General features: G+C 39.8%; 25 protein-coding genes. 10 read left to right on the top strand and 15 right to left on the bottom strand.

The window, feature by feature from the left end; all coding sequences use genetic code 11:
* Window positions 1-96 precede the first annotated feature (96 nt).
* Window positions 97-639: a bifunctional pyr operon transcriptional regulator/uracil phosphoribosyltransferase PyrR gene (pyrR, locus tag BUE31_RS16480; protein ID WP_073404883.1), complete on the bottom strand. Its 543-nt coding sequence runs from the start codon at window positions 637-639 to the stop codon at window positions 97-99.
* Between the two features lie 213 nt (window positions 640-852).
* Here pyrR and BUE31_RS31325 point away from each other — a divergent pair, with 213 nt between their 5' ends.
* The gene (locus BUE31_RS31325) at window positions 853-2,481 is read left to right on the top strand and encodes an aminopeptidase P family protein (RefSeq protein WP_073404882.1); all 1,629 of its coding nucleotides are present in this window, start codon (window positions 853-855) and stop codon (window positions 2,479-2,481) included.
* A 109-nt stretch (window positions 2,482-2,590) separates the two neighbouring features.
* On the opposite strand, the gene BUE31_RS16470 is transcribed toward BUE31_RS31325, so the two are convergent.
* The 4 genes from BUE31_RS16470 to BUE31_RS16455 all read right to left on the bottom strand — a co-directional run bounded on the left by BUE31_RS16470 (window position 2,591) and on the right by BUE31_RS16455 (window position 6,696).
* Window positions 2,591-2,992 carry an ACT domain-containing protein gene (locus BUE31_RS16470; protein WP_073404881.1) on the bottom strand — a complete coding sequence of 134 codons (402 nt, stop codon included), beginning with the start codon at window positions 2,990-2,992 and terminating at the stop codon, window positions 2,591-2,593.
* A gap of 329 nt (window positions 2,993-3,321) precedes the next feature.
* Window positions 3,322-5,295: a 30S ribosomal protein S1 gene (gene rpsA, locus BUE31_RS16465; protein WP_073404880.1), complete on the bottom strand. Its 1,974-nt coding sequence runs from the start codon at window positions 5,293-5,295 to the stop codon at window positions 3,322-3,324.
* A gap of 233 nt (window positions 5,296-5,528) precedes the next feature.
* Window positions 5,529-5,954, bottom strand: coding sequence for a lipocalin family protein (locus BUE31_RS16460; RefSeq protein WP_073404879.1), 426 nt, complete (start codon window positions 5,952-5,954; stop codon window positions 5,529-5,531).
* Between the two features lie 70 nt (window positions 5,955-6,024).
* Complete coding sequence (locus BUE31_RS16455; RefSeq protein WP_073404878.1) at window positions 6,025-6,696, bottom strand: hypothetical protein; 672 nt, start codon at window positions 6,694-6,696, stop codon at window positions 6,025-6,027.
* 271 nt (window positions 6,697-6,967) lie between these two features.
* On the opposite strand from BUE31_RS16455, the gene tyrS reads away from it, so the two are divergent.
* On the top strand, window positions 6,968-8,251 hold the full coding sequence (gene tyrS, locus BUE31_RS16445) for a tyrosine--tRNA ligase (protein WP_073404876.1): 1,284 nt from the start codon (window positions 6,968-6,970) through the stop codon (window positions 8,249-8,251).
* A gap of 8 nt (window positions 8,252-8,259) precedes the next feature.
* Window positions 8,260-8,415, top strand: a complete 156-nt coding sequence (locus BUE31_RS31105) for a hypothetical protein (RefSeq protein WP_159440705.1) — start codon at window positions 8,260-8,262, stop codon at window positions 8,413-8,415.
* Window positions 8,416-8,763: 348 nt separating this feature from the next.
* On the opposite strand, the gene BUE31_RS16440 is transcribed toward BUE31_RS31105, so the two are convergent.
* Complete coding sequence (locus BUE31_RS16440; protein WP_073404875.1) at window positions 8,764-9,444, bottom strand: PH domain-containing protein; 681 nt, start codon at window positions 9,442-9,444, stop codon at window positions 8,764-8,766.
* Window positions 9,445-9,610: 166 nt separating this feature from the next.
* Window positions 9,611-10,588 (bottom strand): LuxE/PaaK family acyltransferase, encoded by a 978-nt coding sequence (locus BUE31_RS16435; RefSeq protein ID WP_073404874.1) that lies wholly within the window; start codon window positions 10,586-10,588, stop codon window positions 9,611-9,613.
* Window positions 10,589-10,713: 125 nt separating this feature from the next.
* Here BUE31_RS16435 and BUE31_RS16430 point away from each other — a divergent pair, with 125 nt between their 5' ends.
* Entirely contained in the window at window positions 10,714-11,196 is a 483-nt protein-coding gene (locus tag BUE31_RS16430; RefSeq protein WP_073404873.1) for a DUF1203 domain-containing protein, read from the top strand.
* Between the two features lie 95 nt (window positions 11,197-11,291).
* Window positions 11,292-11,966 (top strand): lipid-binding SYLF domain-containing protein, encoded by a 675-nt coding sequence (locus BUE31_RS16425; RefSeq protein WP_073404872.1) that lies wholly within the window; start codon window positions 11,292-11,294, stop codon window positions 11,964-11,966.
* 99 nt (window positions 11,967-12,065) lie between these two features.
* Here the strand turns inward: BUE31_RS16425 and BUE31_RS16420 are convergent, their stop codons facing one another.
* From BUE31_RS16420 to BUE31_RS16405, 3 genes are all read right to left on the bottom strand, one after another.
* The gene (locus tag BUE31_RS16420; protein ID WP_073404871.1) at window positions 12,066-12,407 is read right to left on the bottom strand and encodes a hypothetical protein; all 342 of its coding nucleotides are present in this window, start codon (window positions 12,405-12,407) and stop codon (window positions 12,066-12,068) included.
* A gap of 44 nt (window positions 12,408-12,451) precedes the next feature.
* Window positions 12,452-14,890, bottom strand: coding sequence for a penicillin acylase family protein (locus tag BUE31_RS16415; RefSeq protein ID WP_073404870.1), 2,439 nt, complete (start codon window positions 14,888-14,890; stop codon window positions 12,452-12,454).
* 374 nt (window positions 14,891-15,264) lie between these two features.
* Window positions 15,265-15,900 carry a hypothetical protein gene (locus BUE31_RS16405; RefSeq protein ID WP_073404868.1) on the bottom strand — a complete coding sequence of 212 codons (636 nt, stop codon included), beginning with the start codon at window positions 15,898-15,900 and terminating at the stop codon, window positions 15,265-15,267.
* A 91-nt stretch (window positions 15,901-15,991) separates the two neighbouring features.
* Between BUE31_RS16405 and BUE31_RS16400 the strand changes: the two genes are divergently transcribed.
* Window positions 15,992-16,504 carry a DUF1003 domain-containing protein gene (locus BUE31_RS16400; protein ID WP_073404867.1) on the top strand — a complete coding sequence of 171 codons (513 nt, stop codon included), beginning with the start codon at window positions 15,992-15,994 and terminating at the stop codon, window positions 16,502-16,504.
* Window positions 16,505-16,699: 195 nt separating this feature from the next.
* On the opposite strand, the gene BUE31_RS16395 is transcribed toward BUE31_RS16400, so the two are convergent.
* From BUE31_RS16395 to BUE31_RS16375, 5 genes are all read right to left on the bottom strand, one after another.
* On the bottom strand, window positions 16,700-17,200 hold the full coding sequence (locus BUE31_RS16395; protein WP_073404866.1) for a cupin domain-containing protein: 501 nt from the start codon (window positions 17,198-17,200) through the stop codon (window positions 16,700-16,702).
* 244 nt (window positions 17,201-17,444) lie between these two features.
* The gene (locus BUE31_RS16390) at window positions 17,445-18,152 is read right to left on the bottom strand and encodes a hypothetical protein (RefSeq protein ID WP_073404865.1); all 708 of its coding nucleotides are present in this window, start codon (window positions 18,150-18,152) and stop codon (window positions 17,445-17,447) included.
* A 135-nt stretch (window positions 18,153-18,287) separates the two neighbouring features.
* Window positions 18,288-18,689, bottom strand: coding sequence for a hypothetical protein (locus BUE31_RS16385; protein WP_143167146.1), 402 nt, complete (start codon window positions 18,687-18,689; stop codon window positions 18,288-18,290).
* Window positions 18,690-19,089: 400 nt separating this feature from the next.
* Window positions 19,090-19,659: an REP-associated tyrosine transposase gene (locus BUE31_RS16380; protein ID WP_073404863.1), complete on the bottom strand. Its 570-nt coding sequence runs from the start codon at window positions 19,657-19,659 to the stop codon at window positions 19,090-19,092.
* A 272-nt stretch (window positions 19,660-19,931) separates the two neighbouring features.
* Window positions 19,932-20,516 (bottom strand): hypothetical protein, encoded by a 585-nt coding sequence (locus BUE31_RS16375; RefSeq protein ID WP_073404862.1) that lies wholly within the window; start codon window positions 20,514-20,516, stop codon window positions 19,932-19,934.
* A 289-nt stretch (window positions 20,517-20,805) separates the two neighbouring features.
* Between BUE31_RS16375 and BUE31_RS16370 the strand changes: the two genes are divergently transcribed.
* From BUE31_RS16370 to BUE31_RS16355, 4 genes are all read left to right on the top strand, one after another.
* Window positions 20,806-21,123, top strand: coding sequence for a hypothetical protein (locus BUE31_RS16370; RefSeq protein WP_073404861.1), 318 nt, complete (start codon window positions 20,806-20,808; stop codon window positions 21,121-21,123).
* 30 nt (window positions 21,124-21,153) lie between these two features.
* A complete protein-coding gene (locus tag BUE31_RS16365) occupies window positions 21,154-23,361 on the top strand; it encodes a hypothetical protein (protein ID WP_073404860.1) in 2,208 nt (735 codons plus the stop codon).
* 59 nt (window positions 23,362-23,420) lie between these two features.
* Window positions 23,421-23,660, top strand: coding sequence for a hypothetical protein (locus tag BUE31_RS16360; protein WP_073404859.1), 240 nt, complete (start codon window positions 23,421-23,423; stop codon window positions 23,658-23,660).
* Window positions 23,661-23,764: 104 nt separating this feature from the next.
* Complete coding sequence (locus tag BUE31_RS16355; RefSeq protein WP_073404858.1) at window positions 23,765-24,133, top strand: hypothetical protein; 369 nt, start codon at window positions 23,765-23,767, stop codon at window positions 24,131-24,133.
* Window positions 24,134-24,146 lie beyond the last annotated feature (13 nt).

The following is a 24,146-nucleotide window of genomic DNA, read 5'->3' as shown; positions in this document are numbered from 1 at the left end:
TTTTAACTTTATTGTTTATCCTAACACCCTGCGGCTGTGTCCTCACAGCCGGATGCATACAATGGTTTGTGAGGACACAAACCACGGGTGGGATTTTTATTTTGCTTCCGATAAAAGCACTATTCTATCTTCTCCGTCTGTTTCAATCCAGCTTACCACAACCTTTTGCGATGCGATGGAATCCACTTCAATGCCTACATAATCGGCTTCAACAGGGATGTGTCTTGAATAACGGCGATCAACCAGTGCCAGCAGCTCAATTTTTTCCGGGCGGCCAAATGCCTGCAGGGCATCCATTGCTGCGCGGATTGTGCGGCCTGTCCAAAGTACATCATCCATCATGATCACTTTTTTGCCTTCTATAATGAAATCTATTTTTGTTTGATTGGGTACCAGCTGGTCGCGGCGGCGAAAATCGTCCCGGTAAAAGGTAATATCAAGGTCGCCTTGCAAAATTGTTTTGCCGGGCAAAATTTTGCGGAGTTCTTCGGCTATGCGTTTAGCAAGATAAATGCCCCGGGGCTGAATCCCGATAAGCACAGATTCAGAAAAATCATTATGATTTTCTATTAACTGACGACATAAACGCTGTAATGTTATTTGAAATTTTTGACCGTCGAGCAGTGTAAGATTTTGCATCGTAAGGGTGGATTTGGGCAAAGGTAGTGATTTTAGCAATTAGTTGGAAATGGTGATTAGTGATTAGTTGTTTTAGTCCGGAAGGTGGAAGGATATGAAGTGAAGATCTCACCCTTAAAGGGTGATAAGCTTTTTGAAAGTTAAATTTATACTTGTATAAAATATAATCGTAATTTGAACACGTTTTAACCGATAACATAACTGACCTAATTTATGAACCTTTTCAACAAAAGCTTTTTGGCAGCGGCTTTGGTTTGCTGCGCATCCGTACAGGCCTTTTCGCAGGCCGATAACGCCCCCCAAAACTTACCAACCGATTATTTGACCCCATCATTTCATGCGGGCCGCAGGCAAGCACTTAGGGATATGATGCCCGCAAACTCAGTAGCTGTTATTTTTGCCTACCCGGAACGAGTTTTCTCTAAAGATGTTAACTATGTTTATCACCAAAACCCCGATCTGTATTATTTTTCAGGGTATAAAGAGCCGGATGCCGTTTTACTGGTATTTAAAGAGGTTCAGGCAGATGGCGACAGCAGCTACAATGAACTATTTTTTGTCCGTCACCGCGATCCGCAGCGCGAATCATGGACAGGCAGGCGGCTTGGGGTTTCCGGTGTGAAAACAAAGCTTGGCTTTAAAAGGGTTTACAACAGCGATGAGTTTGCAAAATTCCCTATCGACCTAAAAAAAATCAAAACTATAATATATGATGACCTGCCGGATGATGTAGGCGGCGGTGGGGCAGGGAGCCTTAAAGAATTGCTGAGCACTTTTAAAACAAAAGGCGAGATCCAGGATGTTGATAAAGGGTTAGTGAATGATTTGAACCTGATCAGCAGGTATGGCACCCCAAAAAATATTGACCGGATAATAGCTTATATAAAACCACGCATAAGCCAGGATGCTTATAAAAATAATGCATTGATACAGGAGCTGGTTAATAAACCCGACTCGGCTACGCTGATGGATGTGAAAGCCAAAATTGATGCCAGTCCGTCGGGCTTATCGCTTTTTGAAAAATTTACAACTGAACTGCGTGGTGTTAAGACCCCGGAAGAATTGGTGTTGTTGAAAAAATCTGTAGAGATCTCGAGCATTGCACACGCCGAAGCTATGCGCGCGGTAAAACCCCAAATGGGTGAACAGGAGTTGGAAGGTATTATGCTGTATGTGCATAAGCATTATGGTGCCGAGGACGAAGGGTACCCGCCAATTGTAGGTGCCGGAGCTAATGGCTGCATTTTGCACTACGAAGAAAACAGCGCTACAAAGGTTGACAACCAACTGGTGCTGATGGACGTTGGCGCCGAATACCATGGTTACAGCGCCGATGTTACCCGTACTTTTCCATCTAATGGTAAATTTACCGAAGAGCAAAAAGCCATATACCAGATAGTTTATGATGCCCAGGAAGAGGTGTTTAAACTATGTAAGGATGGTATAAAATACGGCGACCTGGAAACCAAAACCCGCGAAATCCTTTCCTCCCGCCTGATCCAGTTGGGTATTATTAAAGATGCCAAAGATGTAGGTAAATATTATCCGCATGGCGTATCGCACCATTTAGGTTTGGATGTGCATGATAAAGGCGAGTATGGGGGTAATTTAAAAGCGGGAATGGTAATTACCGTTGAGCCGGGCATTTATATCCCTGCTGGAAGTCCGTGTGATAAAAAATGGTGGAACATAGGTGTACGGATTGAAGATGATGTGCTGATAGGTAAAACCGAGGGTACTGTATTATCAATTGATGCGCCACGCAAATGGCAGGATGTTGAAAAAACAGTTGCCGAGAAAAGTATTTTTGATGGCGGGAGGCTTTTCCCGGCGTTTAAGTAGGGGGATTTGCATTCCGGATTGTAGAGACGCGATGCTTCGCGTCTCAAACTTCGCATCTCAATCAACCAATTCAATAATTAGCATGTGGGAGACGCAAAGCATTGCGTCTCTACATTACTCCCTTTGATAGATTGGTTAACGCCTCTATCGCTTTCTCCGCATCTTTTTTGGCAACAAAAATGTGATCGTGATAAAACGCTGCTACAACGTTACAGCTTATTCCTTTGTTTCCAAGAGCGGTTGCGAAAGCTGCTGTAAGCCCCACGGCTTCTAACGATGAATGGATTGTTAGTGTGATCCAGGCTGCAATATAGGAGTAGCTGAGGCTTAATTTATCAGCAAGGTCTTTATTAACTATCACCGTCCAGCCTTCATCTTCTTTAAATAAACCAATTATTTCATTCGGATCGATACCATCTAATGTGGTTGTAGTGCAAAATACATATTCGCCTTCGTTTAGCTTAGGGCTCATGGTTTTTAACAGTGCTTTGAGGTCTTTTTCTCCGGGCATAATGTTGATGTTTTTTACCTTTTCAATATCTTCTCGCGCAGGCCTTCGACCTGCGCTGACGTGTTTCGCCCTTTCAGGGCTTGGTATGTTTTCTTTTCGATTTCCCTGGCCCTGAAAGGGGCCAACTCATTATCGCAGGCCTTCGACCTGCGCTGACGTGTTTCGCCCTTTCAGGGCTTGGTATGTTTTCTTTTCGACTTTTCCTGGCCCTGAAAGGGGCCAACTCATCAGCGCAGGGCAACGCCCTGCGATAATAGCCATTTATATTAACAAAAAAAGCCCCCGGTATTGCTACCAGGGGCTTAAAGGAATTAAAATTTATTTAAAACTTATTCAGCAGCTTCTTCTTCAGAAGCTTTCTTTGTTGTAGTAGTAGCTTTGCGTGCTTTGTTTTCAGCACCTTCCATCTGCTCTTTCAACTGTGCTAATACGCTCAAATCACCTAAAGTTGATTTCTCAACTGATTCTTTCACTTTTTTCACAGCGTTGCTTGCAGATTTTGCTTCCTTTTTACGGGTTTCAAATTCCTGAACACGTTGCTCGGCACGGGCTTCTTCCCAAATGCGTGAGTGAGAGATAACGATGCGTTTGTTTTCCTTGTTAAATTCAATGATCTTGAACTCAGCAGCTTCTTCAGCTTTTAAGCTCTTGCCATCTTCTTTAACCAGGTGTTTGGTAGGCGCAAAGCCTTCAACACCGTAAGGTAAAGCAACAATTGCACCTTTTTCAGTTACTTTTAATACGGTACCTTCATGTATTGAATCAATAGTGAAGATGGTTTCAAAAGTATCCCAAGGGTTTTCTTCAAGTTGTTTGTGGCCTAAACTTAATTTACGGTTCTCAACATCAAGCTCAAGAACTATCACGTCTAATTTTTCACCAACTTTAGTGAATTCATTAGGGTGATTTACTTTTTTAGACCATGAAAGGTCGCTGATGTGGATCAATCCGTCAATTCCGTCTTCCAGTTCAACAAACACACCAAAGTTGGTCATGTTTTTAACTGTAGCGATGTGCTGGGTGCCAACTGCGTAGCGCTCAGCAGCATTTTGCCATGGATCAGGTGTTAATTGCTTAATACCTAAGCTCATTTTGCGCTCGTCGCGGTCAAGTGTTAACACTTGTGCTTCAACTTCGTCACCAACTTTCAGGAATTCCTGAGGGTTACGTAAGTTTTGTGACCATGACATTTCTGATACGTGGATCAAGCCTTCAACACCAGGGATGATCTCAAGGAATGCGCCGTAATCAGCAACAGTAACAATTTTACCTTTAACCTTTGAGCCGATCTGTAGATTTTCATCTAATGACTGCCAAGGGTGTGGAGTAAGTTGTTTTAAGCCTAAAGCGATACGTTTTTTCTCATCATCAAAATCAAGAACAACAACGTTGATCTTCTGATCTAATGCTAAGATTTCGCGTGGATGCTCTATGCGGCCCCATGAAATATCTGTAATGTGTAATAAACCGTCAACACCACCAAGGTCAATGAATACACCAAAGTCGGTAATGTTTTTAACAGTTCCTTCAAGTACCTGTCCTTTTTCAAGACGGGCAACAATTTCAGTTTTTTGGTTTTCTAAATCGTCTTCGATCAGCACTTTGTGCGATACCACTACGTTTTTAAACTCGTGGTTGATCTTAACAACTTTGAACTCCATTGTTTTACCCACATAAACGTCATAATCCCTGATAGGTTTAATGTCGATTTGTGAACCTGGTAAAAAGGCTTCAACGCCCATAATATCTACAATCAAACCGCCCTTAGTTCTGCTCTTAACAAAACCAGTGATGATCTCATCATTGTCTAGTGCAGAATTAATACGTTCCCATGATTTTTGAGTTTTTGCACGTTTGCGTGATAATACTAACTGTCCGTTAGCATCTTCCTGCGACTCAACAAAAACTTCAACTGTGTCACCGATCTTCAGATCAGGTGTATCACGGAATTCAGATACTGATACCAAACCGTCAGATTTAAATCCGATGTTTAATACCACATCTTTGTTGTTAACATTTACAACTGTACCTGTGATGATTTCGCCTTTGGTGATTGAACTGAATGTTCCATCATACATTTTCTCGAATTTCTCACGATCAGTGTCGCTGTAATTGCCAAACTTTTTCTCATCAGCGTCCCAATCGAAATCTTCGTTTGCAACAGTGATTTTTGATTTGATCTCTTCGATCGAAATTGAATCAGCTTCTGACTCAATAGTTTCTTTTTCACCAGACGACGTAATCGTGTCCAGTTCAGCTTCTTTAGCTTTTAATTCTTTTTCTGCTTCCTGTTTTTTTGCCATTAAATAAATTTTCTCCTTTTCCCAATTTCTTAATTGGGATTGCAAAGGTAGGTATATTAATTTTATTTAGAAAAGAATATTTTAATGTTAAATGCTGATTTTTAAGCGTTTTGTATAGAAGAAACAAGAATTTTAGATTTTTGTGATCCTAATATCATTTGTAAGCCTCCATTTTAGTAAAGAATTATGGGCAACTGTATATTTTGCAATAAGAATGATAGTGCATGAATCCCTTATCGTTTCATGGTATATTCAGTTTCGCCACGGTACGGAGCCTCACCGCTTGTACTGTGTATTATCAAACTCGAAGAAGTGAGCTTTTTGATTGTGTAATGCCATTCTTCAGTATCAATATCTCTTTTAATATATAGTACATTATCTGTTATATGGTACTTTCCGTAATTGAACTGAGTATTGCGGTCTTGCGGATTTTCAATAAATGTGCCATCTGCATCAAATTCAAAATAACTAAGCGGATCAAGGATGGTAGTATAATCTTCGTGCGAAGTTAGCTTATCATTAGTGTAACTATCATAGGTTTGCTCAACCCAATGCCATTTGCCTGCAATAGATATAGTAGGTTTCGATGCTGTATCTTTCTTACAAGAACTAAATATGGAGGTTAAAAAGAGTACCAGGAGTAGTAGATTTTTTTTCATTTGATATTAATAAGTCTTGAACTATCAAATATAAAATCAATAATGATTGCTTACATTATAATATTAAAAGTTACTCCTCTTTTAATTTACCTTCTATCTCCTCAAAAACAGACATATAATTACTCATCAAAGTTTCACGATAGCTTACCAGCACTTTATTGATCGCCGCTTCATGCTGCGGGGTAAACGGATCTTTCCAAATCCGCATGCAAATTCTTTTTAAGGCGTAGGCTATTTGTTGCGTTTCGGCATAAGTATATAAATAGCGGTGTTTTTTAAATTCCTCATAAAATTTAAAGAACCGGGTATTGTCTTTTAATCCTGCAAAGGTTAAGAACTCATCTATTACCATGATCTCGCATCCATCAAGGTGATCATAAAAATCATCAACTGTAATTTTTTGCGTGGTAAGCAACAGATTATCCAGAATCAGTTCAAGCGCAATATGTCCTAAAAAGAAGGGTTTTACCGGTGATCCCTCAATTGCAGGGAGTAATAATTTTTTCAATTCATGCGAGTGATGAAGAAAAAAATCGGCCGAATGAAAATAACGGTCAACCTCAAGGTGTTTATTCCATCCTTTTATTAATGAGTTTACAGCGTCATCGGTGTGATGCAGTTTTTCGGGATGAAGTACAATTGTTTTATCTGCATTTTTTAAAAGATCAGGCAGTATTGTTCCCAGTATATGGTAACAATTATCAGATTCCCTGTCAAAATAAAAATGAGATAAAAAATTCATAGTAGCTCCTCTGCATTGATCCTTCAAACCCAAAATACAATTTTTTTATGATTTCACTGATTTTAAAACTGGATTCCGCCGATTTTAAGATTTGATTACACTGATTTAATAAAAATGTGATTTTGATGATGCTAAAAAGATTTATGAGATATAACGGGGTTTTTCTAATCACTTGTATAAGTAATCAGTGTAATCTTGAATCAATCGGTGAAATCATTTAACCATCGTTGAAATCAATTATTATATTTGCCCCTTTTGAATTGAACACATAATGAACTTTGTTGAAGAATTACGCTGGCGGGGTATGCTGCATGATATCATGCCCGGAACTGAGGACCTGTTAAATAAAGGCATGGTATCAGGTTATATAGGTTTTGACCCAACTGCCGATTCGCTGCATGTAGGCAGCCTGGCGCAGATCATGACCATGATCCACTTTCAGCGTGCAGGGCATAAGCCTTTTGCATTGATTGGCGGCGCTACAGGTATGGTTGGCGATCCATCTGGTAAATCGCAGGAACGTAATTTACTGTCGGAAGATGTGTTGCAATTGAACTTAGCGGGTATAAAAGGTCAGCTTGAAAAGTTTTTAGATTTTGATTGCGGGGCCAACAGTGCTCAAATGGTAAATAATTACGACTGGTTTAAGGAGTTTACATTTTTAGATTTCATTCGCGAAGTTGGCAAGCACATCACCGTAAATTATATGATGGCCAAAGATTCTGTAAAGAAAAGGCTTGACGGTGAAACGGGTATGTCATTTACAGAGTTTACCTACCAACTGGTGCAGGGTTATGATTTTTACTATTTATGGAAAAATCATAATTGTGCCTTACAGATGGGCGGATCAGATCAATGGGGTAATATAGTTACCGGTACTGAATTGGTGCGCCGTAAAGGTGCAGGGGAAGCCTTTGCGCTTACCACCCAGTTAATAAAAAAATCAGACGGAACTAAATTTGGTAAAACCGAAGGCGGCAACATCTGGCTTGACGCCGAAAAAACTTCGCCTTATAAATTTTACCAGTTTTGGTTAAATACCAGTGATGCTGATGCCAAAACCTATATCAGGATCTTTACCTTGTTTGATAAAGAAACAATAGAAGCTTTGGAAGTTGAACAGAATGCTGCCCCGCATTTAAGGGTACTGCAAAAAGCTTTGGCAAAAGATATTACTGTTAGGGTACATGGTGAAGCTGCTTATGAAAAGGCCATTAAATCATCCGAGTTTTTATTTGGCAATATTGGTATTGAGTTTTTAAGCGAGCTGAATGATGAAGAGGTATTGGCTTTGTTTGAAGGTGTGCCTAATTTTAACATCAGCCTGAATGAATTGCAACAGGGGATAAATGTGGTAGATCTTTTAGCGGCTCATACTTCAGTTTTTCCTTCAAAAGGCGAGGCAAAGAAAATGATCCAGGGTGGTGGCGCTGCTATCAATAAGTTGAAGGTCAATTCTGTTGATGATATTTACAAACCTGATACTTTAATAAGTGGCAAATATTTAGTAGCTCAAAAAGGGAAGAAAAATTATTTTTTAATTGTTGCTGAATGATTTGATCAATGAAGGCTGTGAAAATTAATGAACCTATTTCTGCCGCTGATGATGAAGATTACCCCGAACATGTTATTGAAGGTGTAAGAGAATCGTTACAGCAAGCCGAAGATGGGAAATTGACGCCATATATAGGAATCAGGGATATGCTAAATCAGGAATAACTTTAATCTCTTTTATTCAAAGAATCCCTGAAATTCTGAATGAGGCTGTATCAAAAGACATAAATCTGAAAAGTGCTCAAAATAATATTTGGTCTCTGTGATCACCGTGCCTTCTTGGTGATCTCTGTGGTTAATTTTTCAATCACAAAGGGCACGAAGAAGGCACAGAGTACACTGAGTTTTTTATGCTCCAAATTAAATTTTGCACAAGCTTTTATAATTTTACTTTTGAGACAGCCTCAAAAGAACCCCGCGATTGTTTTTCTACAAAGGGGTAGACCCTATGGGTCATTGATTGCGGTGGATTAATAAATAGACTATTACTTAACCTCTAATGAATTATAGGGTCTATAAATCGCTCAGCAAATCCAGCTTTTTATGGTTATACTCCTCCTGCGAGATCAATCCATTGTCAAACAGCATTCTTAACTTTTTAAGTTTTTCTGTAAGCTCATCAGGTTTTGGAGCTTCGTGTACAATAGGCGCGACAACTGGTGCCGGCTGCGGAGCCTGAACGGGTTCCGAGTCAGGCGTTGCTAAAACCGGGGTAACCGGGTGTTGCGATGCTAAACGCGATGCGTTTTCAAACTGGATAGCTCCCGATTCGGCGCGTTTATCTTCTAAATCACGTAAGCGGCGGGCTTCGCGTTCTGATTCTTTGCGCTCCTGTGCGTATTGGTATAATTTACGGGCCTGTACTTTAGGCAGGTAATCAACACCCATTTCGGCGCCGTTGGTAGTTTTTACACTGAAAATAGCGCCAATTATCTCTTCTTTGGTATAAACGTCAATAATATCTTTCCAAACAAAATCAACAAACTTTATAGTAAGGCCAAGGTTGGCGGGTGTGAAAAACAAAATTCGCTTATTGGTTAAGGCAACGCAATCGGGAAACAAGTTTACTATTGGCTTTTTTTGAACCGCAATGTATAATATTTCTTCGCCGGTTGTAAGCAGGTCGGCAAGGCGCAGGTATATTTTTTCAACTGCTTTTGGATCCTGTTCTTCGTTCAAAAATTTCTCGATCATTTCAATACTTTAATTAGTACGGTGCAAAAATAATAATATTATGTTAGTAGCAAGTTAAGTTTTATTACGCGCCTCACCTAAATCCTCTCCAAAAGAGAGGACTTGAACTTCGCGCTTTTTTGGAACCCTCTCCTTTGGAGAGGACAGGGTGAGGCGTGACAACGTTTTAAGCAATCAGCAAATTACAGCCCCTGATGTCGGAATTATCAAACCGGCCTAAAACCTCGAATGACCCATCAGTATAAACTTTACCCAAATCCTGCGTAGCAATAAAAGAACAGGAATTGATATTTGCGAGGTCGATAATGTTTATCCCGCCAGCTTTGTTGTTTTGTAAAAGCTCCAACGGGTCATTGGGGTCTCGGGTAATGATCTTCATCCATGGCGGGCAATTGAAAATGCCTTCGCCTTTTGAATAGGCTTGTGATAATAGTTCCGTCATTCCATATTCAGAGTGAATTGTTTTAACCCCAAACCCATCGCATAATTGCTGGTGCAGTTCCTCGCGGATCATTTCCTTGCGGCGGCCTTTCATTCCCCCGGTTTCCATCACTATTAGTTGCGGAAAGTTTATGGTATACTGTTCCACAAAGTCAAGCAGTGCAAAGGTGACGCCTATTAAAAGGGTTGGCTTTTGAGCTTCCTGTTGTTTTTTAAGCTGATGATATAGCTCGTCATGGTTATATAAATAAAAGCCGCTGTCTGCGTTTTTCGATTGCTTGATCAGGTCATCGGCCATATAGATCAACGATGAGCCCTCTCGTTCCAGGTAGGCCGGGAGCAAAGCAAGGATGGTATAATCTTCAATATCGCCATAAAATAATTTAAAGGCGGCACGGAAGCTTTCTGTATACCAGCTAACATCAGTTACAAAATGCCTGCTGGTAATCATCCCGGTAGTGCCAGAACTGGTAAAAGTTACTTCGGCATCAGCATTTGAACTTATCACTGCATGCGATTTAAAGAACTCAACAGGTAGAAAAGGAATCTGTTGTATGTTGTGAACTGTAGCCGGATCAATATTTAAGCCCGAAATAAAATCATGATAAACCCTGCAGTTTTCGGCCTGGTGCTTGAAGATCTGTAACGCAGCATCATTAAAGGCTTGCTCATTGTTTATTGAAAATACCTGCTGCTTATTCATTGGGGCAAAGATAATGATTTGATGATTTGTGAATTTGATGATTTGAAAATGAATTAAGGTTAGCAAGTTTCGGGTTTGTTGGGAATGATGCTATGCGGAGTTTTGTTTTATAAAATTCTTACAATATGAACAAGTTTAAAATTGTACCGCTTTCAAAAGCTTACGCACAAAAGATCAGGTTAAAAATGCAGGATGATTTTGGCCACAAGCTTACCGAAAAGGTTGCCACAGGAGCTGGGCCATGCAGGATTTCGCTTAAACCGTTTAATAAAGGTGTTGATACGCGGATCTTATTAACACACAGCCCATTTGAAGTTGATAATGCCTATAACCAGCCCGGACCCGTTTTTATAAACGGAGCAGATGTTGAGGAGTATGCCGATGTTTACCGCTTTCCACCGGAAATAAAAGCCGACAAAAAAAGTTTTCCATTATCCCTTATCGGATACAATGATGAGCAGCAAATGGCGTTTACCCAATTAGTGGGCGATGCGGATGTTGATGAGTTGATAGGAGAGATATTTGAGCAGCATGCAGATGTAAAATACCTTCACGCACGTAATGCACAAGCCTGCTGTTTTATATGTAGGATTGAAAGACCCGGATAAAAAGATTGCAGAAATTATACAAACAAGGCATAGCTTTTAGGGTTATAAAATTAACATTTGCATTATTTTATAATTATCTACGATAAAAACGACTTATGAAAACTCTAAAATTAGTGTTGCTTCCATTTATGCTGAGCATCTTTTTTATAATTGGTTCAGCATTTACCGATGGAAGTAAGGAAACAGAACGTGTGCACGGCGCTTCTAATGTAATAAAGGACTTTGGAAAGATGAATGAAAGCATTCCTCATGATCTGATATCAGAGTGCCAGGGTATTGTTATTATCCCCAAATTAATAAACGCTGGATTTATTGTTGGCGGTAAACGCGGCAGGGGGGTGGCTATGGTAAAGATGGACGATGGAAAATGGAGCGATCCTGTTTTTGTTACGTTAACAGGTGGCAGCATAGGCGCACAAATTGGGGTGCAATCTGTCGATTTGGTTTTGGTGTTCCGCCATAAAGGGGTGCTTGCCAAAGTTAAGAATGGCGACTTTACCGTTGGCGGTGATGCTTCGGCAGCTGCAGGACCGGTTGGCAGGAGCACTTCGGCTAATACCGATTACAAGCTGGATGCAGAGATCTATTCCTATTCACGCAGTCGCGGTTTATTTGCGGGGATCAGCATAAACGGATCAAACCTAGCAATTGATAAAACCGCCAATGCCAATTTTTATGGTAATGATTTAACCTCAAAGGAGATTTTCGATATGGACAAAAATGGTTCAGAAGCTGTAAAAACGCTGAAGGCATCGTTGGTAGCTTTGTAAAGAGGTTAAAGGCGAAAGGATAAAGGTTAAGGGTTTTTAAGTAGCCCACTTCACATCTTATAGCAAAGCCCCAAAACCACCGGGGCTTTGTTTTTATATTTATTCTGTTTTTGCAAATGCTCTTTTTAGCAGCACACCTGATAATGCTGACATCCCACCAACAATACCGCCAATTAAGGCGGTCACTAATAACAAAAAGATCCAGTTTGGGAGTTGGAAAAGTGTTGCCACATGCTTTGCCAGCATATTATCATTGGGTACTGTTTTGAAAAGCGCCAATATCGTCCACACAATAAACACACCTCCAAATCCCGACCAAAACGATTTTGCCGGTGTTTTACCTATAAATAATGCAGGCAAAAAGGCAGCTATTGCCACTACCCACCAGGGTAAAAAGTACCCACTGCCAAATGTTAATATCAGTATGATGAAAAATAGCATAATGTTGTTGTTTAATTTTTTAACTAATCTCTGATCCCTAACCTCTATTTCTTCTCTAACTTCAGTGTTGACTTTATTCTCCCTGAAGTTTCATCTGCCGAATTTAAAAACAGCAATTCGTTCAGCTTGCCATCTTTCCAGGTGTTAAACATATTCTGGTAAAAGAAGCTGCCTGGATTACCTGATTCACCGCCGGGGAAAACGCCATAACCTTTTACTGTAGGCCCCATTTGCACCACCATGCGCCATGACGGGCCATTATTATTGCGCAAGGCATTAATTACACCGCCTTTGCCACCTGCAATAAACTTGCCGGTGCCAAATCCGGGCAGATTAGCCATGTGGTTTATAAAGGTTTCCTTTACCTGTCCCCATTGCCATTTTTCGCCGGGTTTGCCATGTTTTTGTACCAGTTCATCTACAGCTGTGTAGAACGAATGGCTTAGCATATCTCCACATGTTTCTTTTAAAGGGGTTTTTGTATTGTCAAACCATTTTGACCCTGGGTCTGTTAATAACAACTTTTCAGTTTCATCATACGACGGGTATTTCAGGTAAGTGCCTTTAACCTTAAATTTATCACCCCAAACCAAATTGTAAAAATTATACCACCAGCTATCAAAAATACTGGCGCCAATTGAGTTTGCCACATAATGCTTATCCCATTTTTTTATGATCGTCAACGCCTTTACCTGGTCTTCGCTTAATTTAGTTGGGTCAATGTATTTTAGCATGGTGGATAAAACATCCTGGGCTAATATGCTATAGTTATCACTTTGCATTATGCGCATACTATCAACGGTTGCTTTTTGCATTGCTGAGAGCCTGTCGTTTATGCGTTTACCGCGATAGTACTGCTCAAACCGCCAGTTGATATAATACGGATAAGTAGGATCGGTTGATGATTGATTGGCTGAGCTTACAAAGCCCCTCGATGGGTTTTTAACCGTAGGATTTTGCTCCGCCGGGATCCAGCCGTGCCAGTCGTTTGCCGGGTCGCTGCCATCCATTATGTATTTGCCCTGCTCCTTGAATTTCAACGGGAACTTTCCGTTGGGGGTAATGGCGATATCGTTATCATTACTTGCGAAAATGAAGTTTTGGGCAGGCGCGGTAAAATGGGTAAGCGCTTCGCGATAATCGGTATAGTTCTTTCCACGGTTTAAGTTGTAAAAGCACAAAAACTCGTTCGACTCATCATGCGCTATCCAACGTAAAGCATCGCCAACCGGGATGTTTTCAAAATCATCCTTTGGCTTTTTAACTGCGGTTTCATAAACAACCGGGCCGTGATGGGTATACAGCACGGTATCAGTTTCCGGTTGTGCACCAAGGATCTTGATTACCTCAATTCGTTTTTTAACCGTGTTCCATTTGTTGTTATACCAGTACTCATTTTTTGATTTATCCTTGAATTTTACCTGGTACCAGTCCAGCACATCGGCATCAACATTGGTAACGCCCCAGCTGATCTTTTGATTATAACCTATGATGACACAAGGTGCACCCGGCAGCGATACCCCGTTAACGTTTACCGTTGGTGACGACAACTGAATTTGGTACCAGATAGCCGGGAAAGTTAAATTCAAATGCGGATCATTTGCCAAAATAGGGTAGCCGGTAGCCGACTTACTCCCTGTAATTGCCCAGTTATTGCTGCCTATTCCATCCACTTTTTCGCGGGGTTTTATGTTCTCAGTCATCCGTGCTACATAATCTGCAGATGGTTTGGGGATGGGCAATGGCTTAAAGTCCCATTTGGTCCCTACCGGGATGATCGGCGATTCATTGAACGGATAATCAGGAAATAGCTCATTCACTGCCGCCGGGCCAAAAAGCCGGAGGTTATTGGTCATGGCAAACTGGTCTGATCCACCAGCCAGCGTTTCCGACATCAGCTTTAGCAAAAATATACAGTTAATGGGTTTCCACTCTTCTGGCGCATAGTCCAGCAGCTTGAACTCAAGCGGGTAATCTTTTGGCGCAAGGCCGTGGATATAGCTGTTTACCCCTTCGGTGTAGGCGGTTACCATTATTTTAGTTTTCGGGTCTTTCATAATCCCCTTTAGCCCATTTTCGGCGCCATAAACCATGCCCATGCGGCGGTGGTAACGGTCAATCTCCAATGCCTTGGCACCAACAACTTCCGCCAGTCTGCCGGCGGCGCTGCGGGTTTGAATATCCATTTGCCACAAGCGGTCGCGTGCTGTTACGTAGCCTTGGGCATAATAAAGGTCATGGTCGTTTTTGGCGAAGATATGCGGAATGCGGTTCTCGTCGTACCGGATGGTCACCTCATCCTGCAGGTCCGTAAGCTTTAAGTTTTCGGTTGGCAGGATGTTTTTGCTTTCGGCATTTTGCCAGAAACCGGTCGAAGGGTTCAGGAATACACCGATGGCAGGGATATCGCCAAACTTTGTTTCTAAGGCCCAGATCAAAAATGCGGTAACTAATATGGATAGGATAGCTTTAACAAACTTCATACGGGATAAGTTTATTGAGGCAAGGTAAGTAAAAGAGAGGGATATTAGAAAGGGAAATTATAATGATTTTCTTATCAAAAACAGCTTGTTCCACGGAACGATGTGCACAAGTGAAACAAACGGAACAAAAAAAGCGGTTTGGAACAGCATGGAACAAGTGGAACAGATGGAACAAGGAAGAAAGTTGGCAGTTTTGAGTTGGCAGGTGGCAGTGGGAAATCAGGGGCAGCGGGGGGGAGCGGCAGCCAGTAAAGCAGCTCCTCAAAACCACGTCGTATCGGATTTATTTCGGCATCCTATTGTGATTCGGAATGGAAATTCTACGCATTGCAGCCGGTAAGTTTGCATCTCCGGAAAGCAACTTACAACACTCCTTATTTATCACTTACAATTGCCGCTTTCTTGCGTTGTTTGTTTACACTATGGTTCTTCAAAAAATTATAGGTAAGGTTAAACCCCATGTACTGCGTGCTACGACTATTATTTGTTCCATCAAAAAAATAATAGCCCTGTACTACGGCTATTGCCACTTTTTCGGAGACGTTAAAGTTAATGCTGTTACAGATCTCGGTCATAAGCCCCTGTTTGGCCTTAAATACATAACCGCCGCCCAGGCACAATGCCTCAGAAAACCGGCCCTTCGAAAAGATATTAATGGTTGGCCTGAATTCAATAAACCTGGTGGTGTCGCTGCCGGAGCTAAGCGAGTTTATTCTTCCAGTTGCTAGGCCAATATCAAATATTCCATAGGTACGACCCAATTCTATTGAAGGCGAGAACCTTTTAGCGGCGCCACCCTTTGTGTTTACAAAAATATTGGCGCCTGCAGTAGCATAAAAATAGCGGGGCTCTTTATTTTCCTTTGAGGTGTCAGACTCGATAACGGTATCCTTAGAGGCTTTTTTTGACTGCCCGTGGGCAATAGCTCCTTTAGATACGGCGGGGATTTTACTTTGCCCAAATAAGCAGGCAGCAACTGAAAGGAATAAAAAGGTAAAAAGTATTTTCATGAGGCAGGGTAAAGTGATAATAATAAACAGGAAAGAATTACTGATAACATTTATTGTATTTAATTGTTCATGAGTTTGATACAATTAGCTTATGGCACAGAAAGATACCCCGAAAACCCGGCTGAAAAAGCAGGTGGCAGACGCAGGACTAAAATCATCGCTTGATTTTACAAAATCAAATGCAGACAAGTTTGCCGTTTTCCTGATCAATATATTGGGGAGTATTACATTTCTTTTAATATGCATGCTGATTTTTGCTTTATGGATCTGCTGGAACTTAAACTTCTTTCATCCCCTAAAACCTTTTGATCCGTTTCCGTTTCCAATATTGGAAATGGCCGTGTCATTGTTTGCTATTATCCTTTCAGTTTCCGTATTAATTAACCAAAATCGACAGGGCCGGATGGATAAAATACAGCAGCAGGTGGAGTTTGAAGTAAATGTGAGGGCTGAAGACGAAGTAACCAAGATCTTGAACATGGTGCACGAAATACACCAAAAACTTGGCATTAATACTAAAGCAGATAAAGAGCTGGAAGAAATGAAGGAACCAACTGATATCGAGCAAATTCACCAGTGTTTGGATGATGAGAAGAAAGAATAAGACAGAAATAAAAAATATTTACCCTCCCGTCTCCGCAGTTTCCTGAAAGAGACCCTGCGCCGCGTGCTAAGTATTCGTGCGGAAAACAGGTTGCATGGTGGCCGGATGGCGGGTTGTTACACACCATCGGCGCTATACATCGCAGGAGCCTCTATGAGAGACCCTGCGGGGACGGAAGGGATCTTGATTGATCCATTACCCCAAAAAGTCAGGCGGGTAAAGTTTTTGCCCATATTTTTCGGCAAGGGCCTGGATCTTTTTCAGGCCTTCCGGGTCCATTGGCGGCGGGGGCAGGAAAGTGCCTGTTTCAACAGGCTTGCCTATTTCTAAAAACATTTCTTCCAGGCCCGACGGAACAACCATGCAAAGCAAATGCGCCAGGGTATCCGTTTTGTTTTTAAAGCAATGCACAATGCCGCCTTTGGGGATGCTTACAAAAGCGCCCTTTTTGGCAATATAAGTCCCGGCTTCACTTTTAACCTCAACCTCGCCGTCAAGTACGTAAAAGGATTCCTGGAAATCAGGGTGCGCGTGCGGCCCCGGACCACTGCCGGGCGGGATCAGCATATCAATAGTGGCGAATGCGCCGCCGGTTTCTTTACCGGACACCAATATGCGGTAATTACCACCGGCAACCGACAGGCTTTGCCCCTCATTTGCTCCTATTGCAACAGGAGCAGGTTTTGAATTTTCCATAGTGTTTTTGATAAGTGTTTGTTAATACAAACTTCGGGGGAATAATTGGATTAAAATAATGGGAATTGGGGGATATCCCGTCCTCCGTCCTCGCAGGGTCTCCTGAAAGGGACCCTGCGCCGCGTGCTAAGTATTCGTGCGAAAATTAGATTGCATTGTGACTGGACGGCGGGCTCTTACGCACCATTAGCGCGATACATTGCAGGGTCCGCGATGCGAGACCCTGCGGGGACGGAATAATCTGCTACTTGGTTTCGCTAAAAGTTGCCTTTATACTGGTATAGTATAATGTAGTTTCAGCCTCATAACCAGAGTCAGTTCCTATAATAATCCATACTTCACCCTTCGGGTCTGTTTTGCCGTTAAACTCACCGGTCCTTTGAATTAATTTGTAATCAGCTTTTTCAGTGCCGTTTGCTATATTTCCAATCACGCGCATCTGTTCGCCATTTTGGCCCTGATTTATTTTTTTAATATTCATTCTGTAGTATTTATCCTGGGTATTTATTACTTTTTGAGGTTCTGCTAAACTAAAACCTGCTCCCAAATAAACACTTTCTCCCGGCGCGCCGCCAACCCCGACTTGATTAGCCGGCGCATTTGATGCAAAGTTGATTTGAAACTTTACATTATAAACCTGGTTGGGTTTTAACCCGGTTATTTTCTTTTTCATAAACATAAACAGGTCATCGCTATGATTAATGCCCGAAATACGAATGCCTTTTTTAGTTTGATCCAGCGGTGCAGGGAGCTGCGCCGAGCTAAAACTTAATTTATAAAATTCTGGGGCGCTATCTGAGGGATAATCCGCAAAATCACCTGTCCAACCTTGAGTTGAAGTGTCAAATTTGTCGTTTAATATTACGGGTAAAGATGTATTATCACTGTTCTTTTTGCATGCTGCCAATGCAGTAGCCAGCACCAGGATTGATGCAATAAATTTATTTTTCATGTTTCTAATTTGTATTTAAATGGTTGTTAAAAAAGGATCCCGGGATACGTTTTCCGGGGATCTTTAATGGCCCTAATAGTCGACTTTAGGTAACAACTGAAAAACCACGCGTTGTTCTGCAGGACGTTATTTGTATTACGCGTTTTGTAACAGGAATGCTACAATTAATTCTAAATAAATAAGCTTTTTGCAGAATGAGAAGATATATGCTGAAGGATAATACTGACCGCCAGGCATATAGTGAAAAAAGATTTTTCCGTCTCCGCAGGGTCTCGCATCGCGGACCCTGCGCTGTATGAAGCCCACACGAAGTACAATCCATATGGCAATTTCACCTCCAAACTCCCTGTAATCGGTAATAGTAAAAACCGGATGGCTGGTCAGCGGGTTATTACAAACCATTGGCGCTATACATCGCAGGGTCCGCGATGCGAGACCCTGCGGAGACGGGAACCTAAACTTTTTTTCCGTCCCCGCAGGGTCTCCTGAAAGGGACCCTGCGCTGTATGAAGCAAATTCGGAGGATAAGCCCGGCATTTATGTCACTTTCGTTCCCGCAGGGTCTCCTGAAAGGGACCCTGCGCTGTATGAAGCCCATGCGAAGTACAATCCCTGTGGCAACATCACCCCCAAACTCCCTGTAATCGGTAATAGTACAACCGGATGGCTGGCTTATTACATACCATTGGCGCGATACATCGCAGGGTCCGCGATGCGAGACCCTGCGGGAACGGGAGCCTAAACTTTTTTTTCCGTCCCCGCAGGGTCTTCTGAAAGGGACCCTGCGCTGTATGAAGCTAATTCGAAGGATAAACCCGGCAGCAATGTCACCCCCAAAACTCCCTGTAATCAGTAATAGTTTTCGTCCCCGCAGGGTCTCCTGAAAGGGACCCTGCGCTGTATGAAGCCCACGCGAAGCACAATCCCTGTGGCAATATCACCCCCAAACCTCCCTGTAATCGATAATAGTTACAAACGGATGCGGTTTATCATCGTGGTAAAAAGCAGCGCTGCTATGGGGATAATCGGTAAACTCTGTGCAAAGATTCCATTTGCCGCTAACGGGATTGTGATGAATATAGTCCAGTTTTTGATGAAGGAAAGGGAGCGTATAAACCGGCTTCGCATCAAACGAAGGCTCAAATACTTTATGCTTCTGTCCTTTGGCTATTTCTTTATCCGTACAAGCTGCAGAGAGCTGGTTTAATATTTCATGCTGCCCCATGTTTGTTAATTGCTCAACCAGGTCATATGCCATAAAACGTTTGCCATTAGCCATTATCGTATTCAGGCTTTTAACCGACTCCGGTAATTGTAATATGGCATGTACATGGTTTGGCATTATAACAAATGCCAAAGTTTTGATCTGGTATTTTTGGTCGATAACATTTAGCCAGTTATAAACCAGGTGATACGAGTTGGTTATTTCGAACAGGGAGATCCATTCAAAACAAGTAAAGGTTATAAACCAGGTCTTTTCGGTTAGGTTGTGCCGGGTTCTGATCATTCGTAAATATATGGGAATTGTTGCATTATATTGCCACTTGGTGACTGGTCAGCGGGCTATTACACACCATTGGCGCGATACATCGCAGGGTCCGCGATGCGAGACCCTGCGGGAACGGGAGAGTTATTGAAGTGGAAAAACAACATAGTAGGTGAAGTTATTTTTATGACAACATTTTGGCGCCGAGCACATGGCTGTAGCTTGCCACTTCTTTAGGCTGATGCTGTACCTTTCGATAGCTGAGAAAAAAGAAATTGGCGGCAGCGGAATAATTACCTAACTATTTGCTTGGAATTATATATCTCAATATTTCTTCTCATTTGTTTTGTGTTAAATATTGAAAAAATCAAGACAATACATACTATAGAGATAATATCAACAATTACCAAAACTATTACATTGGGTGAGTTTTCATTATTTATAATTCCTATAACGAGGCCCAAAAATGAGGTGATAAGAAACAAGCCCATAATGCCAAACTTTAAGAAAATTTTCGTGATGTTAATTTTTTTATCCATTGATTGATGATGAATATATGTTTCCCAACTTAAAGATGAATCTTTAAACTCATATTTATTTCTTATAAAAGCAGCAATGCGAAAGCGTTTGTATTTGTAATTCTGATAAATAATGGATAATAGCAAGACAAATGGTGGAACCACTAAAAAAAGAATAGCATCTTTACCGAATCCAAATCCAAAAAATACACCTACGATTGTTAATTGAATAGTAAGTGTTTTGTGTTGAAATTCCATAAGTTTCAATGATTCTTCTCTTATTGAGTCATACTCTTTTTCCGGACTAATCAACAATATTGATTCACTACTCTCTTCAACGACTGTAATTGACTTACTCATAAGGTGATACTGGATAGGATACAGTTTAAAGATAGGTAATATTTGAATATGTGTCAAATGTTCGAACGGACATTGAGATATAATCAATAGGTTACTTAGAAAATAATATGATTGATGGCTTTCGCTGTGAAGGAAATAATTGATTGAAGAATTCCAACAGTGTTCTAACTGATTTTCTAGTGTGTTTCCCAACAACATGCTTGCGGTAGTGGCGGTGAATTAATAAAACATTTAATCAATTATTAAAGCATACCTTTAGAAATGAATTATAAACCTAAATTTTAAAGCAATGGCAAATCATTATGAAATTTTCATTTCCGCAATTCATGGAATGAAACAAGTCAAAATTACATTCGACTCTAAGGAAAAAGGAATTATTGAAAGAATTTGTATCCCATTTGATTTTGGACAAAGTAGAAGATATAAAGATGGTTTAGATCGATTCCATTTTTACGATTTAGATAGCCCTGATGGTAAACATAATTTGTCAATTTTACCAGAGCAACTTCATGGTCTTGAAATAATAGAAATACCATTTGAACCTAAGGACTATGTAAACTGGACCCCTAATTGGATAGTAGTAAGAGATTGGGGATTATATAGTTAAGTATAATACACACTTTTTTGTTTTTGACTTATGGAAAAGTTGACTGTCAACTTCGAAAATTGCTATGGTATAAAAAAATTAGAACATTGCTTTGATTTTAGTAAAGAATGTGCACATGTGGTTTATGCTCCAAATGGTGCTATGAAATCATCGTTTGCAAAAATATTTGATGACATAAGTAAAAAACAGGAACCGAAGGACAGAGTTTTTTCAGAAAGAAGTACGACAACAGTTATTACTTGTGATGATACAAATCAATTAAATCCTGATCACATATTTGTTATTGATAGGTATAAAGAAAATTTCCGGTCTGAGAAAATTACTACTTTATTGGTCAATCAAACGCTGAAACAAGCCTATGTCGACATTTTAACTTCAATTAATGAGAAGGAAAGTGAGTTGGTTAAGTCTCTCCAATCACAAAGTGGCATTAAAAATAATTTGATTGCAGAATTTACAAAGGTTTTCAATATGTCTCTGGAGGACTTTTTGCCATGCTTAGAGCTTTTAGAGCATAAAGTAATTAATGAATCTGAACCCATACTTGAAAATGTAAGATATGATGCTATTTTCAATGATAAGGTAATAGCCTTTCTTAATAGTAAGGATGTAAAAACAAAGCTGGCTGAATACATGAAAGTGTATGATCAGTTGGTTTCAAATTCAACTTATTTTAAGAAAGGAGTTTTTAATCATAATAACGCAGATACAGTAAGTAAGACGTTAAAAACTAACGGTTTTTTTGATGCCAAACATTCTGTTTCTCTAAATAACGGGACAAATAGAAAAGAATTAATAAGTCAAGAGGAATTAGATCTGGAAATTAATAATGAAAAAAGTAAAATACTGAATGATGAAGGTTTAGCTAAGAAATTTAAAGCCATAGATGATGCGATTATTAAAAACAGCGATCTTCGGGAATTTCGAAGCTACTTAGAAAATAATTTAATAATACTTACAGAAATCAATGATCTGAGCAGCCTCAGTAAGAAATTATGGTGTACATATCTCAAATCCACTTTAGATACATATAATGAATTATTAGAATTATACCGAAAAGGTAAGGATGAAATTAAGATTATAATTAATCAAGCTAAAAAAGAGGAAACTGTATGGAAAAAGGTTGTTGAAATCTTTAATAGAAGATTTTCGGTGCCTTATAGAGTATTAGTGAAAAATCAGGATGATGTTATTCTAAAGGGGGTTTCTCCAAATATTGTATTTGAATATATTGATGGTGATGAATTTAAAGAAATTGGAGGGAGTGATTTAATAAAAATTCTTAGCACAGGGGAGCAAAGGGCGTTATACCTATTGAATATAATTTTTGAAATCGAAGTAAGAAAAAATAATGAGGAAAAAACACTGCTAATTATAGATGATATAGCTGATTCTTTCGATTATAAAAATAAGTATGCAATAGTTGAATATTTAAAAGACATATTGGAGTCTGATAAATTTAAAGTAATTATCCTTACCCATAATTTCGACTTTTTCAGAACTATACTTAGCAGATTAGAGATTGACAAATGGCATAACAGCCACATATCGGTTAAAAATGGCACAGAAATTAAACTGATTTGTGGTAAAGATAAAATTGATGTTTTTAGTAATTTGAAGAAACGATATCATGAAGATGATCTTTTGCTTATTGCATGTATACCTTTTGTTCGAAATCTTATAGAATATACCGTTGGTACAAGTTCGCAACATTATAATATATTAACTGCTTTACTTCATGTAAAATCAGAAAAAAAGAAAGATGATATCATTACAAAAAGCAGCCTTAATATTTTAGTTAAGGACTTAGAAGATATATTTAATGAGGTTTTTAAAACAACCAAAGCTTTAAAAGATAATTCCAGATCAGTTTTTAAAGTAATCATGAGTTTATCCGAAGAAATATTTAATCAATCGGAGGAACAGATGAATCTGGAAAATAAGTTGGTCTTATCAATTGGCATAAGACTCCAGGCAGAGGGGTTTATGAAGTCAAAAATAGATGACGATAGATTAACAGATTCGATTGAAAAGAATCAAACAGCAAAATTGTTAAGACATTTTAAGGAAAGGTTCCCGAATGAAATCATAATTATTAAGTTATTAGAACAGGTAAATATTATGACTTCGGAGAACATTCATTTAAACTCCTTTATGTATGAGCCTTTACTTGATATATCTGACCATCATTTGAAAACACTATATCAAAAGATTAGAGGATTAGCAGTTCCGGAATAAACCCCTTTTATCCACGCAGCGTCTTTCATAGAAGACTTTGGGTTAAAAATAGATAAATTATGGAAAAACAAACCCAATGCCCAGAATGTAAAAGTTATAAAATTGAAAGCTTTAAATCAGGGGCTATTAAGTTTGGTTTTGGATGTATAATTAGCGCTCTTTTCTTCTATTATTTTTTTTCTGCCCATTTAATAATAACAATTTCTTTCTTCATTTTGGGTGCCTTATGTATTTTTAATGGATTCAAAAACAATAAAGATCATACCTGTAAGGCTTGCAACTACAAATTTAAAATTTAAGTGTTTACCCTTAAATTAATTAGCCAAATGAAGATGAACGCAAGTGCTCACAACCATAACTAGATAAATTTCCAATACCATTTTAATAATAATCTAAATATCTTATGAGTCTCGAAACAATCTTATCCAACAATCTTAAATATCTTCATTTATTAGAAAAATTGATCCTTAAAAAGCTTGAGGGCGATGAAATTATTATTGGTATTGGCAGCAAAGATACTGAGGACTGTGCCATAATATCCTTTGATGAATATGACCGGGAGAATAACAACTTACATCTTTATTGTTCAATTAACATGGAATTTACATTGGGCATCTGCACTATTGATGATGACGATTTACAACAGGAAGAATATTTGATAATATCTCCTGAGAATACCCTGTTCATACCTGAAGGATTGAGAAACCTCATGCAACAGGTAGCAACCAAAAAACAGGATGCTGTTTTTAAACCTAATCAAATCAATGATTAATTGGTTTCCTTTC

It is taken from the genome of Mucilaginibacter sp. OK098 (assembly GCF_900142915.1).
Classification (GTDB): domain Bacteria; phylum Bacteroidota; class Bacteroidia; order Sphingobacteriales; family Sphingobacteriaceae; genus Mucilaginibacter.
This window is presented reverse-complemented; position numbering and strand designations above follow the sequence as displayed.